Source organism: Bacteroides mediterraneensis, from assembly GCF_025993685.1.
GTDB lineage: Bacteria > Bacteroidota > Bacteroidia > Bacteroidales > Bacteroidaceae > Phocaeicola > Phocaeicola mediterraneensis_A.
The window spans coordinates 826,202-840,671 of sequence record NZ_DAJPEN010000001.1 but is presented as its reverse complement, the minus strand read 5'-3'; the positions used below and the strand labels follow the sequence as shown (position 1 = coordinate 840,671).

Sequence of the window (14,470 nt, the reverse complement as noted above, 5' to 3'; positions counted from 1 at the left end):
GACTGTCTGTTTTAAATATTGGCAATGCTCATAATATCCGCAAATACTCCTGCAGCGGTTACACTGGCACCCGCTCCATAGCCTTGAATCAGCATCGGATATTCATTGTAACGTTCGGTGGTGAGCAGAATAATGTTATTGGTACCTGCCAGATTATAGAACGGATGGTTGCTGTCCACTTCCTGCAACGCCACTTTTCCATGTCCGTTTTCCAGACTGGCAACAAAGCGCCAGCGTTTTCCTTCGCGTTCCACTTCACGGCGACGCTCTTCGAATTCCTTATCCAATTTGGGTATGTTCTTCCAGAAATCATCCAACGTTCCTTCAAAATACTTGTCCGGAATAAACAGGTGGGTTTCCACGTCTTCCTGGTTCAAACGATAACCCGCTTCACGAGCCAGAATCACCAGTTTCCGAATCACATCCTTCCCACTCAGGTCCACTCGCGGGTCAGGCTCTGAATAACCGTCTTCCTTCGCCTGACGGATGGTCGCACTCAACGGCATGTCAGCGCTGATGCGGTTAAATATATAGTTCAATGTACCGCTTACCACCGCTTCAATCTTCAGTATCTTGTCTCCACTGTTTATCAGGTCGTTAATCGTATTGATAACAGGCAATCCGGCTCCTACGTTCGTTTCAAACAGGAACTTGACTCCCCGCTGACGGGCTATCCGCTTCAGCTCCGCATAGATATCGTAATCCGAAGAAGCCGCAATCTTGTTGGCTGCCACTACCGATACGTTGTGACTCAACAAGTCCTTGTAGAGGGCCGCGATATCCGGACTGGCGGTACAATCCACAAATACCGAATTGAAGATATTCATCCCTACAATCTCATCCCGGAGCACCTGCGGAGATGAAGGAGAACCTTTTTCATCCAATTCCTCCCTGAAATGCTCCAAATCAATTCCTGCACGGGTAAACAAGGCCTTGTGACCGTTGGCTATCCCAACCACATGCAACTTCAATCCACGTTCCTGTTTCAATTTTTCCTGCTGACCATGAATCTGCTCTATCAGACTGGAACCCACTGTTCCTGTGCCACAAATAAACAAATTCAAGACTTGGTATTCTGACAGAAAGAACGAATCGTGAATCACGTTCAATGTTTTCCGCAAAGAAGCACCGTCTACCACAAAAGAGATATTGGTTTCCGAAGCTCCCTGCGCACAGGCAATGACATTGATGCCGTTCCGTCCCAACGTACCGAACAGTTTACCGGCAATACCCGGTGTATGCTTCATATTCTCACCCACAATGGCTACGGTGGCCAAATTGCCTTCTGCCTTCATCGGCGAGATTTCTCCCATTTCTATTTCTTTGGCAAATTCCTCGTTCAATACTTCACAAGCCAGGTCTGCATCTTCATTTCTTACTCCGATGGAAGTAGAGTTCTCGGAAGAAGCCTGCGATACGAGGAACACGCTGATGCCGTTCTCCGCCAAAGTCTTGAAAATACGGTGATTGACTCCAATCACGCCTACCATTCCCAAACCGGTCATGGTAATCAGACAAGTATCATTAATGGATGAAATACCCTTAATGGGTTTGGAAGAATGGTCTGCATCCTGCTTGACGATAGTACCCGGTGCCTCCGGATTGAACGTATTCTTAATCAGAATCGGAATATTCTTGTGACACACCGGATAAATGGTCGGCGGATACACCACCTTCGCCCCGAAGTTGCACAACTCCATAGCCTCCACGTAACTCAATTCCTTGATAGGATAAGCCGTACTGATGACTCTAGGGTCGGCCGTCATAAAGCCGTCCACATCCGTCCATATTTCCAAAATATCCGCATCCAGTGCAGCCGCAATGATGGAAGCCGTGTAATCCGAACCACCTCGTCCCAAATTAGTTACTTCTCCAGTATTTTTATCCGTAGAAATAAATCCCGGCACTACAGACACTTGCGGTATCTCACTGAAGGTTTCACGTACCAGCTGATTGGTGAGTTCTGAATCCAGAATATGCTTGTTATGTTTTTTCTCTGTCTTGATAAACGTACGGGAATCGAACCACACAGCCCCTTGAATCAAGGTAGCCACGATAATGGAAGACAAACGTTCTCCATAGCTCACAATAGTAGCCGACGTTTTGGGAGAAAGGTCCCGAATCAAATAAATCCCCTGAAAAATATCCTTCAATTCACTTAGCAGTTCATTCACCAAATCCAGAAGCAATTCTCTGCCTCTTCCTGCCGGAATGACCGTGTAGACCATTTCTATATGGCGGTTCACGATTTCTTTCATTTCCTTTTCATAAGAATCATCGCCCGAAGCGGCCATTTTCGACGTACAAATCAATTTGTCGGTAATACCTCCCAATGCAGAAACAACTACAATCACTTTGTCATCTACACCTTCTACAATACGCTTCACGCTTAACATGCTATTGACGGAACCTACGGACGTACCGCCGAATTTCAATACTTTCATAGATTATTCTTATTTTTATGCCCGAATTCCTATAATCCGGTCTTATTTCCATAAGAAGAAAGCAGTACAATCCACCTCCCTACGGAAACAAATAAATTAAATTAAAGTTGAATGAATAAAATAATTGAAATGTCTGCATCCGCAGACGTGTATCACGTAGAAACACCAAACATACTATCCTTTACCCCCTAGGGGTCATCCCTGTGGCAGAAGTAATAAAAGGCATATACCCATGCCCCTTCAACAAGATGATATGAAGACAGCGTTCAGTCATAGATTATTGTTTTTCTGCTGGCAAATATAACAACATTTTTCTACAAACCCACATTTAAATGATATTTTTTTGGCAGCATCAGAAATAAACATAAGTTTTCGTACCTTTGTCTGAAATTAGTGTGACAACTATGGCAAAAGAAAAAACAGTATATGTCTGCACGAATTGCGGACAAGAATCCCCGAAATGGGCCGGGAAATGTCCCTCTTGCGGACAGTGGAACACATTTGTAGAAGAAGTGGTCCGGAAAGAAGCCCCCGTGGCCAAGCATGTGGCGCACGGCATCGAATCCGTACGTTCCAAACCTCAGCCTCTCAAAGATATCGCATCCGACGAGGAGCAACGGATTGATATGCTGGACGAGGAACTCAACCGGGTATTGGGAGGAGGACTTGTGCAAGGCTCTCTGACCCTGATTGGCGGAGAGCCCGGTATCGGCAAATCCACCCTGATACTTCAGACCGTACTCCGACTTGCCCACAAAAAGATTCTTTATGTATCCGGTGAAGAAAGTGCCCGTCAGCTCAAACTCCGGGCTGTCCGCATCCCCCATCCGGACAATGACAATCTGCTGATAGCCTGTGAGACTTCATTGGAACAAATCTTCACCCATATCAAAAATGCCGCTCCCGACCTGATCATTATCGACTCCATTCAGACCATTTCTACCGAAAACATCGATTCTTCTCCCGGCAGCATCGTACAGGTGAGGGAATGTACCGCCTCTCTCTTGAAGTTTGCCAAAGAAACCGGTACCCCTGTCATCCTCATCGGACACATCAACAAAGAAGGAAGCATCGCCGGACCGAAGGTGCTGGAACACATCGTGGATACGGTGCTGCAATTCGAAGGAGACCAGCACTACATGTACCGCATCCTGCGCAGCATCAAGAACCGTTTTGGAAGTACCGCCGAATTGGGTATTTATGAAATGCGGCAGGACGGCCTTCGTCAGGTCAGCAATCCCTCAGAACTCCTGCTTACCCAAGACCATGAAGGCATGAGCGGAGTAGCCATTGCCGGAGCCGTGGAAGGCGTGCGCCCTTTCCTGATTGAAGTCCAGGCATTGGTCAGCACGGCAGCCTACGGTATGCCGCAACGTTCGGCCACCGGCTTCGACCTCCGACGCATGAACATGCTGCTGGCCGTATTGGAAAAGCGGGTCGGCTTCAAACTGGCACAGAAAGACGTGTTCCTGAACATTGCCGGAGGATTGAAAGTCAACGACCCGGCCATCGACCTGGCCGTTATTAGTGCCATTCTTTCCAGCAACATGGATTCCGAAATCGAAACGGGAGTTTGCATGGCAGGCGAAGTAGGCCTGAGTGGAGAAATCCGTCCGGTCAACCGCATCGAACAGCGCATCAGTGAAGCCGAAAAACTGGGATTCCAGCGGATGCTGATACCCAAGCACAACCTTTCGGGCATCGACCGTAAGAAAATCAAAATAGAACTTGTTCCCGTACGGAAGGTTGAAGAAGCCTTCCGGGAATTATTTGGATAGAAAGCAATTCATCAAAGCATACTTGAACAAATATTATAAAAAAGGAAGGCCGCTCATCTTTAATTGGTAAGCATACTATTTTCCGCCTTGACGCACATTATTCACAACCCTACCTTTGCGCCGTAACCTTTAACAATAATGATTATGGCAAAAGAGAAAGTAAACTACCAAGAGGTATATGACCTCTACCAGTTATGCAGCGAGACCAAGGATCTTCGGGAGTTCTGTGCGGATTATGGAGTAAATTACGACAAGTTCATGAACTGGCAGCGTCACCAGCTGTGGAGTGAGAAGTTAGGTAAGGCAGTTCAGACTGAACAACCCAAGGTTGCCAAAGTCCAGATAACCGGCAAGCCTTGCAACAGTCCAACCGTGAAGATGGAAGTGAAACAGCCTGAAGGCGAACCGCCAATAAAATGGGTTAAGTTACAACTGACATCCGGCGCAACACTGTTTCTAAGAAATACCACCGTTCTTGACCTGAGTCTGTTGCTTAATAAAATGATAGGATGATATGCTTGGACTGAGTGCTAACCTGAACTATTACCTGTTCAACGGTAATGTGGATTTACGGAAAGGTATCTTCCGTCTGTGTGAGAGTATAAGGGAAGAGATATCACTCGATCCGAGTGATACATCCAATGTATATATGTTCATGTCCCGTAACCGCAAGGTCGTGAAGATACTTCATTACGAACGCGGTTTTTATGTGCTTTATGAGAAACGTCCAGTCATGGGTAGATTCAAGAAACCTGTATTTGATGAGGTCTCCAAATGCTACCGGATACAATGGTCGGATATGGCCTATCTTACGGAAAGCATAGTGGTTGACAAGATGTACGTTAGTCCGAAATATTAATATTAATACACTGATTATCAATAAAATAATATAAAAATAAACGGTAAAAAGTTTGCGTAACTGCCTGATTTTTCGTACCTTTATATCATGATTGATGAAAGAGCATACGAGTTACTTTGCTGCCAGCTGGGTCTGGCAAATGAGGAAAAGGCAGGGCTTCGCAAACAGGTAAACGAACTGATTGCGAGGCTTAAGGCTATTGAAGAATCAAACAAAGAGAACTCCAAGGCTCTGGTTGATACAATCAATGAGTTGTCCGCAACAGTCGAAAACTATCGAAAAGAAATGGAACTTATGAGAAAGCAGCTTGAGGCAAAAGACGAGGTGAACATGATGCTGGCAAATGAGGTTTCCAATCTCAGGCTTCAGCTTGAGGACAGCAGGAAACATCGTTTCGGCCGTACCTCCGAACAAAGAAGGCTGCTGAACAACCGTAACATTGACAAGTCGGCAATGGAGAAGTCCGAGTATGACGGCTCTGATAAGAAAGATGATAATAATAAGGCAGATGGTAACGGTACTGGCAGCAATACCTCTTCCGGTAACGTACCTGCACAGAACTGCAGGCCTTCAAGGAAAAAGGAAACAGCTCCCCGTGCAGAAAAGACCAGGCTGAAGGTGGATAAGGTAGTTGTTCATGAAATAGAAGATTATTACCAACTCCCGGATGGTGCAAGGCTTATGAACCGTAACGGAATGGCTGATGTGTGGGAATACAGGGTCATAGAACATGTAAGGGCTCATAATGTGGAGCATGTGTACAAGGTGGCGAGGGTAAAGCTTGCCGACGGCACTTTCACAAGCACGATGGAGCATCCGCTGAAAAACCTTGGAGGAATCTTCTCTCCTGAACTGCTTGTCCGCCTGCTTTGTCTGAAATATGACTTCAGCATGCCTGAAAATAGACAGATAAGGCTGCTTGCAAGAGAAGGTATCCATATAAGCAACACCACGCTGAACAGCTATATCCATAACGGAATCGCCAAACTAAAGGAATTTATCGGAGATGCATTCAAGGAGTTTGTACAGAGGGCAAAATACCTTATGGTTGATGAGACTACCGAACTCGTTGGAGTTGAAACACCGGAAGGTAAGGCTTACAGGAGAAAGTACTTATGGGCTTTCTTTGCAAAGCATATAAAGATGGTCTATTATCACTATAACAACGGCAGCAGGTCTTCCGATACGGCAAAGTCGTTCCTGGAATATTTTATGGGAACCATATCCACTGACGGATATACGGTTTACAGGATGTTTGACGGAGAAGCCTCAAAGGTGCTTCACATAGGATGCTGGACGCACTGCAGGAGGTTGTGGGTTGATGCCTTGCCTTCAGACAGGACGGCGATGGACATAATAAATCCTATCGGTGATATGTTCAGAAATGAAGACCTGTTCCGTATGATGAAACTCAGCGGCGAGCAGATTAAGGAAAAAAGACTTAAGCTTACGGGACCGATTCTTGAGCGTATCCATCATAAGGTGGTCATGATGATGCAGGATACCAAAATCATGGCAAACGAACTGATGAGAAAGGCCGTGAACTATACGTTAAACCAGTGGAAGTCCTTGAGAAATATCCTCAAGGACGGTTCAGCGGAAATATCCAACAATCTCTGTGAGCAAAGAATGAAACCTGTAAAGCTGCTGCTCAAGAACTGTATGAATATAGGAAGTGAGGCAGCCGCAGAAAACTCGGCATTCATCTTCTCTCTGATAGAAAGCTGCAAACTTAATGACATAGATCCTCAGGATTACCTGAAGCACTTGTTTGAATGTATTCTTCATGGTAATAACTGCGACAGGAAGGCTCTTCTGCCATGTTTTTATAAACCGGAATGTTAAAACAAAAATATTTTCTTACGGACTTTTTTATTTTATCGGCTGAAAAACAGCCGATAAAATTGTCGTGGCGGAAAATAGAATGGTTACCTTTAATTGATTTAATTGGAGATGAGCGGGCCTCCTTTTTTATAGAGTCCATTGTAAAGATGCATCATTTTATGTATGTTTGCAATATCATTATTATCTAACCTTATAAAATTCATGAGACACCATTTACTACCCTTATTCTGTATGGTTTTAGGTGCCACACCTATTCTGGCACAGACCGATGCCAGCCTGCTTCAACCCAAGGTGCAGGAGTTTAAACTGAATAAAAATGAAAAGACCATGGCCGTGCCGCAATCTTACCAGCTCATCCTGAGCGAAGGCAGCTGCCCGCATGCCGCCGAAGCCCTGAAACAGCTTCTCCCCAACAAGCAGGAAAAAACCGGATTCAAAATCATTCTCGGGGAAAAAGGCGATAAAGCCGTCAAGAAATATGCTAAAAAAGTTCCATCGCACAAAGAAGGTTATTATATAGAAGTGAACGATAACCACATCGTGATTGCCGGAGCGGATGCACGAGGAGCCTTCTACGGCGTGCAGACCTTGGCTCAGATGGTACGTCAAGGCGATTTGAGCCTCTGCACCATTGAGGACTATCCTGACATTGACTTCCGCGGTGTGGTAGAAGGCTTCTACGGAACTCCCTGGAGCCACGAAGCCCGTATGCGCCAACTCGAATTCTATGGCAAGAACAAAATGAATACATATATCTATGGCCCGAAAGACGACCCGTACCATTCCTCCCCCAACTGGCGCAAGCCTTATCCGGAAAAAGAGGCGGCCCAGATTCATGAACTCATCGAACAGGCTACCCGCCACGAAGTGAACTTTGTATGGGCCATCCATCCGGGAAAAGACATTAAATGGACGGAGACCGACCGAGATGCCCTGATTCAGAAATTCGAAGCCATGTACCAGTTGGGTGTACGCTCCTTTGCTGTGTTCTTCGACGACATTTCAGGCGACGGTACAGACCCCGTGCGCCAAGCTGAACTGCTGAACTATATTGACAACAACTTCATCCAGCAAAAACACGATGTAAGTCCTCTGGTGATGTGCCCTACGGAATACAATAAGAGCTGGTCGAACGTGGAAGGCGGTTATCTGACTACCTTGGGTGAAAAACTCAACCCCAGCATCCATGTCATGTGGACCGGCGACCGGGTGATTGCCTGCATCGACAAACCTACTTTGGACTGGATCAACCCGCTCATCCGACGTAAGGCCTATATCTGGTGGAACTTCCCGGTGAACGACTATGTGCGCGACCATCTGCTTTTGGGGCCGGTCTACGGCAATGCCAAAGATATCAAAGACGACATGTCCGGTTTCGTATCCAATCCGATGGAACATGCGGAATCATCCAAGATTTCCTTGTACAGCGTGGCCGACTACACCTGGAACCTGGAGACCTACGACAGCATCCGGTCATGGAAGCATGCCATCAAAGATTTGTTGCCTCAGAAAGCCGCTTACCTGGAAACCTTTGCCACACACTGTTCGGACTTAGGACCTAACGGACATGGATTCCGCCGCGACGAGAGTGTATCCCTGCAACCTGTGCTGAAAGTACTGGCACAGGATATGCATCAATCCGAGGCCGTCGACAGTGTGCTCCGGGAATGTATGCTTCTGGAAACGGCCTGCGATGTACTATTGGCCGATAACGAAAATCCGGCCCTCATCCAGGAGATGCGTCCTTGGCTGAAACAGGGCAAGCTGCTCGGCGAATACGGCCAGTGTGTGCTGCAGATGGTAAAAGCACTGGACGGAAAAGACGCTGCCTTCAAGACCTACTACGACCGTACCCGCGCCTTGCAGACTCAGATGTACGAACTGGATATGACCGAAAACCAGAATCCGTACCAGCCGGGGGTAAAAGTGGGAAGCCTCATCCTGTTGCCCACTCTGAATCAGGTATATACCCAGGTAACCAGCGCCTATAATACCCAGTACAATACCCACCTGGAAACTAAGGCTGAATACAATCCTTACACACTGACCAGCGATGTGCCTCAGCTGAAGACCCAGCTGGTACGTGCCCGCCATCAGTACGTGAATGTGTCACCATCCAATGAGGTCATCAAATGGCCGGCCGGAGCCATGCTACAGATTGCCGTAGACCAACTGATTCGCTTTGAGGCCCTGACCATGGACTTAGGTACCCCGGGAGTAGCTCCGCAATTCACACTGGAAGTAAGCAATGACGGTCAGACATGGAAGTCCGTTTCTCTGTCACAGACAGCCGAAAAGACAGAAATCACCGCCGTCCTTCCGACAGACATGTCCTTGAAGTATGTCCGCTTGACGAACAAATCCGGCAAGGAGATGCAGGTTTATTTCAAGAAGTTTAGCTTGAAAGTACAGAAATAAAACCGAATAATGATTACAAACCGCTGCATCGCATCACTTCGGCAAGAGATGCCTATGCAGCGATTTGTATTTTTTCAAATAATCCAATGTCAGGGCATAAAAAAACCCGCACCAATGAAAGTACGGGTCTTTTTTATACCAGACTAATGTGATTAATTACTTCTGCGATGCCGTTTCATAAGGTATCATTTTCTCCAGATTGGCATTCGCTTTCTCCGGTTCCACACTTGCAGCTTTCTGGAACCATCCTTTCGCATCCTCCGTGTTTCCAGCCAACCAGGCCAATACGCCCAAGTTATTATACGCACGCGGGTCTTCTTTCACCTTGTCCATATACGACGCAGCCTTTTTAAAATCGCCACTGACAATATTGGCCGAAGCCGCATTGATATTGGCAATTACATCTTCGGGATAAGTAGCGGCTGCTATCTCGTACACTTCCTTGTATTCCTTGGTACCCGGCTGATACATCCCCGCCACACGATACATCTCCTGCAAACTCAACAGCTTGGGATTCGTATAAATCAGACGGGCAGCTTCCGAATTCAGCACCTCTCTCACCTCGTAATCTACCGATACACTCAACCGGCGCAGACGAGGATAATACTGGTTCATCATCGTGCGGTAAGTGGCCGTGCCCAAAGTCGTTTTCAACCGGGCCTCACGCACATCCAGATTATCATACTTTTGAATGACCGCCAACGCTCTATCAGTATACGCAGGCTTATCTTCTTCCAGCATCTTCACCAGACTGTCCCAATCTTCTCCGGCAGAAGTCACATGCAACACTTCCTGCGGGAAATTATATCCCCCCTTCAAGTTCAATGCAAATGATTCCGCACGCTGGGAGGCCACTCTGTCATTGGTACGGACTGAACCGTCAGGAGAAGAATACCCACAGACATTGATAGACTTGAATGTCACCAAGTCGCGGTCTTCCAACGGATCCAGAATATCTTTCAGTTTCTGCAATTCACTACGATTATTTTTGTAATTTGCATCAAAAACCGTCTTGCCTACCGGAAATTCAATAAACAAGGTACTTTGCTCAGAGCGTACTTTCAGCGGTTCTTCCTTGGGTGCCAGTACAGAGACCATCTCCTTACAAGGTTCACACACTTCAAATTCCACAGGCAAAGCCGGAGTCTGGACAGCCATATCCGGTTCGATTACCGTAATATCCAGCAAATCGACCTCACAACATTCTTTCCCTTCCTGAAGCAGAATCATGGAAGCATGGTCCATCCACGGCTGATAAGGCACAGAAGCCTTGTAACGCACCACATCTTCCCGATTGTCCAGCCGCCCGTGAATCACCACATACGGATTATCATATCCGAACTGACGGGCCATTTTCCGCTCCGAGCGACGCATCTTATAATCTCCATTCTTACCTGTTACAATGACCGGAGGCATGGCGTAATAATTCTGCCCCTCACGCAACACCGGAGTAAAGGCATACGTCTGCTCACTGTTGACATGCACATCTGACACATTCATGGAAAATTCCATGGTCAATGTATCGTTCTTCAACGTCAATGCAGGACGTGTGTACTGAATATCGCCCGCCATAGCCGACAATGGAAATATGGCAAGCCACAACATATATACTATTTTTCTCATATCCACTTTAAATTATTCTATTATAATGACTGAACTTCTACACAACGATATTGGGTCTTATGTTTCGGACCAAAAGTAAAGTTTATACCCAGATTCACGTTCGCAGAGAAACGGTTGATAGGTATGCAATACTTCGGCGTATATTTCCCCATTGGCACATCGGCAGCTACAAAGAAGTTGAAACCCTTCGGATGGAAATTCAACATCAGTCCTGTGCTGGAACCGAAATTAGAAAGCGCATAGTTCAAAGAGGCCTCGAACCAGGCTAACGGCGACACATTGGCAGAAAGACGTGCCTCTGTCCAGGAATGACGTCCCTGAATACGGGTAGAAGACAAAAGGCCGAATTTCAAACGGTCGTAAACAGGCAAAGTATATTCCGCACCCAAGTTCAAGGTAGCCGCCAGCGCAGTCGTACGCTTCAAGCCTTCCCCTTCCTTCGTGAATTTAGCCATCTGTTTCAAATCATCCGCCACACGGTCACTCTGGTTGTCAATTGAATTCGGGTCGTTATCTCCCAAATCAGACTTCACCGGAATCTCATTGAATCCGTCAAACTCAAAGCTGTTGTTCATCGTGGCTTTCACCGTATTTTTCCAACGGATGAATCCCAAATCCAATACGGCAGCCGAGAACGTCCAGTCGTCATTCAGGCGATAAGTCGCACCAAAATCAAAAGCCAAGCCAAAGCCTGTAGGACCCATTTTCTTCGTATCAAAGTCCAAGTCATCATACGAAATCAGCTGGTCAGAACCCGGTTTCAGCTGGTTCGTACGGTTACCATTGGCATCCAATACATAATCACTCTCTTCATAATTTCCCGTTTCACCCCGTGTCGGTGCAATCAGTCCTTTGGCAGAAAGATAAGCCTGAGCACCCAATGGCGTAATTTCCCACGCATCCGGAGTAGCGTCAATGTCCAAACGGTCTATTTTTACCGTAGCTTTTGCCAATCCTACCAGGAATTTCGCTTTTGCACCCACAGTCCACTGCTCATTTATCTGACGGGCATGTCCGAAGGCGATTTCCGCATAATTAGTCGTAAGAATATTCAAATCATTCACCGTGTAATGGGTACCTTCCGGAGCATCCACCCCATTTTTCATAAACTTAAACAGCTGGTCGGGTGCAAATACATTTGCATTACTCTTGATAGACAAACCAAAAGTATTAAAACCACCCCACGCATAAAATCCTGTCGACAAGATGTTCTCATTCAGATTGAAACCCATCTTTATCCGGTTGGGCAATCCGTTCAGGAAATCTGCCCGGCTTACCCCTTCATGCATGAAAGTCATCAAATCGCCATTCGATTTCACGAACAGGAAATCACCTACACCTGCAGTACCCTGGGCCCCAACTGACAAATTTCCCAGTCCAGGCATACCTACATATCCTCTTTCTCCCATAAATGCCGGATTCAGTTCATGGCGATAAGTGGCTCCCTCCAGGAAATAGGCAGAACGGTTAATCTGAGACTGTGCCACAGCTCCACCTACACAAACAAAAGTCGCAAATCCGGACAGTATTGTAAATAAAATATTCTTCTTCATCTGTTTTAGTTTTTCTCGTTCATTATTAGTTCAAATCTACATTCACACCGCCTGGAACGGTCAATTTCACATTGGTCACTTTCAACCATTGTGTATCTTTCAGAGGCACACCGGCGGCTCCTCCTGTTACGGCTGTAATCTTAAAACAGATTTTATCTATCTTCGACAAGAATCCAGGATCTTCTACTGTGCTCAGGTTCAACACCACCTCACTGGTAGCAGGTGTTTCTCCATCCACACTTTCCATGACATATTGTTTATCTTCCTCTATCGTTTTTTCTATGCCTGTCAGTTCCCGACCATACACGTCTTTAATCTGCACATTTTCCGGTTTCAGCTGCAATTTCAAAGGAATGGCATTATCGACTGTCAAAATAATATTTGCCTTTTTCAACGTCACCTTGTCTACATCCTTCAAATCTTTATTCAAATCCTTGATTGAATCACTGTATACGATATTCAGGCCTTGCTCAAAACTCAACGGCACATCTACCTCATAACTGGCCGCCAACTGATAGTCTCGTCCCAGTTCTACCTCATAATAATCACCGTTGCGAACAACCGGTTTCAAATCTACATCAATATCGTCCGGAATAATTTCCAGCAGATTGTTCATATCAGCTACAATGACATTACTTGTCATCCCTTCCACTGAAACACCCTCTGTACGTGAAAGCGCAATCACATTATTACCCGGTTGCAAGGTCACAGCCGTTTTTCCATAGCCCGCACCGACCTGCACTGCATGTCCTTCTATATTGGCATTGTTCTTCTTGGGGGTCAATAATGCATCCAGTTCTATCGGAGTGTCCAATGGATTATTGGCCTTCAGCACAATCACCGGATTGGTAATGTCCAGACGGGTGGCATCGTCTTTCAAGAAATCAGGCAAATCATTCAATTCAATTTGGGTTGTTTCTGCATTGATATCCGGCTGAATGACTCCAGTGACAAAATCAGCCGCCATTTCACTCAACGTCACGTGCAAATTCAGGCTCAAATTTCCAGTGCCACTAATTCCAGAAGTGACTACTTTTCCTTTCATAGACACCTCTCCTTCAATTGTCAGACTTCTATTTTCATCCGGCTTTACTCCTTCACCGACTTTGGTACCAAATTGATAACCTACGACTTCCAACTGTTTGGATGTAAATGCTCCGTTCAGTGTAAGTTTATTGCCAGCTTCAACCTGCCCCTCTTTAAACTTCAGGAATTCAGGAAGCTGGATAACCAGATTTTCGGCCTTTACATCGCCGTGCAAAGTTCCTTCCAATCCAAAAGTCAAATCCAGAATGGCAGGATTTTGAGTGCTCAGCGCTCCCAATTCTTTCAACGCCTCATCGATATCATCGGCAGTAGCCGTCAATGAATTAGCGATTTCTATAGACGTCAGCACCGAAGAAGTACTACCCGAAAAGTTCTCTACAATTTTCTGTGTCAAATCCGTTTGAGCACCGGTAATCATTACCCTTTCCACCGTAGTAGGATTTACATCAATGTCATCTGTTTTCGTCAGGTGATACACACGAGTCGCCGCATCCGGCTGCAAGATATCCCCTTCTTCCACTTCGATGATTTTACTTAAGAAAGCCGTGTCGGTACTACCTACCGGAAGTGTGAGATACTCTCCTCCCACGTTGATTGTCATGTCGATGTCCTTGTCCAAGTCGTACTTGCTATCTACACACGACACATTCCACAACGGGAACGACAACAATAGTCCCCATAATGGGTACATTCTTTTTACCTTAGATTTCATACTGTTATTTTAAATAAAATTCAACAATCATACCTATCAACATCTTATTCTTGATAAAAGTTGAGAAAAATCGACCACAAATATAGATAATTTTACAATACATTGTTCCTTAAACCTTAAAGCAATATAAAAATCACCACTTCAGAGCCGTTGCAGAAACAAAACAGAAATCCTATCTTTGCAAAAAAGTT

At 45.9% G+C, this 14,470-nt stretch carries 9 protein-coding genes; 5 read left to right on the top strand and 4 right to left on the bottom strand.

All coding sequences use genetic code 11. The features are described 5' to 3' along the window. Positions 1-11: 11 nt before the first annotated feature. On the bottom strand, positions 12-2,444 hold the full coding sequence (gene thrA / locus OIM59_RS03275; protein ID WP_299173868.1) for a bifunctional aspartate kinase/homoserine dehydrogenase I: 2,433 nt from the start codon (positions 2,442-2,444) through the stop codon (positions 12-14). Positions 2,445-2,848: 404 nt separating this feature from the next. On the opposite strand from thrA, the gene radA reads away from it, so the two are divergent. From radA to OIM59_RS03250, 5 genes are all read left to right on the top strand, one after another. Then, entirely contained in the window at positions 2,849-4,222 is a 1,374-nt protein-coding gene (gene radA / locus OIM59_RS03270; RefSeq protein ID WP_303895026.1) for a DNA repair protein RadA, read from the top strand. Between the two features lie 144 nt (positions 4,223-4,366). Next, the gene (locus tag OIM59_RS03265) at positions 4,367-4,735 is read left to right on the top strand and encodes a hypothetical protein (RefSeq protein WP_303895024.1); all 369 of its coding nucleotides are present in this window, start codon (positions 4,367-4,369) and stop codon (positions 4,733-4,735) included. 1 nt (position 4,736) lies between these two features. Next, entirely contained in the window at positions 4,737-5,081 is a 345-nt protein-coding gene (gene tnpB, locus OIM59_RS03260; RefSeq protein ID WP_303895021.1) for an IS66 family insertion sequence element accessory protein TnpB, read from the top strand. Positions 5,082-5,168: 87 nt separating this feature from the next. Beyond that, complete coding sequence (locus OIM59_RS03255) at positions 5,169-6,926, top strand: IS66 family transposase (protein WP_303895019.1); 1,758 nt, start codon at positions 5,169-5,171, stop codon at positions 6,924-6,926. A gap of 201 nt (positions 6,927-7,127) precedes the next feature. Continuing rightward, on the top strand, positions 7,128-9,344 hold the full coding sequence (locus OIM59_RS03250) for a beta-N-acetylglucosaminidase (RefSeq protein ID WP_303895016.1): 2,217 nt from the start codon (positions 7,128-7,130) through the stop codon (positions 9,342-9,344). A gap of 156 nt (positions 9,345-9,500) precedes the next feature. On the opposite strand, the gene OIM59_RS03245 is transcribed toward OIM59_RS03250, so the two are convergent. Genes OIM59_RS03245 through OIM59_RS03235 form a run of 3 tightly spaced genes read right to left on the bottom strand, consistent with a single transcriptional unit; the run spans position 9,501 to position 14,258 of the window. After that, a complete protein-coding gene (locus OIM59_RS03245) occupies positions 9,501-10,967 on the bottom strand; it encodes a DUF3868 domain-containing protein (RefSeq protein WP_303895013.1) in 1,467 nt (488 codons plus the stop codon). Between the two features lie 20 nt (positions 10,968-10,987). Next, positions 10,988-12,520 (bottom strand): DUF5723 family protein, encoded by a 1,533-nt coding sequence (locus OIM59_RS03240; protein ID WP_303895011.1) that lies wholly within the window; start codon positions 12,518-12,520, stop codon positions 10,988-10,990. Positions 12,521-12,545: 25 nt separating this feature from the next. Next, entirely contained in the window at positions 12,546-14,258 is a 1,713-nt protein-coding gene (locus tag OIM59_RS03235) for a hypothetical protein (protein ID WP_303895008.1), read from the bottom strand. Between the last annotated feature and the right edge of the window lie 212 nt (positions 14,259-14,470).

Bases quoted from the DNA above. Each gene is read 5' to 3' on its own strand.
- thrA (WP_299173868.1), bottom strand. From the start codon at position 2,444: ATGAAAGTATTGAAATTCGGCGGTACGTCCGTAGGTTCCGTCAATAGC.
- radA (WP_303895026.1), top strand. From the start codon at position 2,849: ATGGCAAAAGAAAAAACAGTATATGTCTGCACGAATTGCGGACAAGAA.
- OIM59_RS03265 (WP_303895024.1), top strand. From the start codon at position 4,367: ATGGCAAAAGAGAAAGTAAACTACCAAGAGGTATATGACCTCTACCAG.
- tnpB (WP_303895021.1), top strand. From the start codon at position 4,737: ATGCTTGGACTGAGTGCTAACCTGAACTATTACCTGTTCAACGGTAAT.
- OIM59_RS03255 (WP_303895019.1), top strand. From the start codon at position 5,169: ATGATTGATGAAAGAGCATACGAGTTACTTTGCTGCCAGCTGGGTCTG.
- OIM59_RS03250 (WP_303895016.1), top strand. From the start codon at position 7,128: ATGAGACACCATTTACTACCCTTATTCTGTATGGTTTTAGGTGCCACA.
- OIM59_RS03245 (WP_303895013.1), bottom strand. From the start codon at position 10,967: ATGAGAAAAATAGTATATATGTTGTGGCTTGCCATATTTCCATTGTCG.
- OIM59_RS03240 (WP_303895011.1), bottom strand. From the start codon at position 12,520: ATGAAGAAGAATATTTTATTTACAATACTGTCCGGATTTGCGACTTTT.
- OIM59_RS03235 (WP_303895008.1), bottom strand. From the start codon at position 14,258: ATGTACCCATTATGGGGACTATTGTTGTCGTTCCCGTTGTGGAATGTG.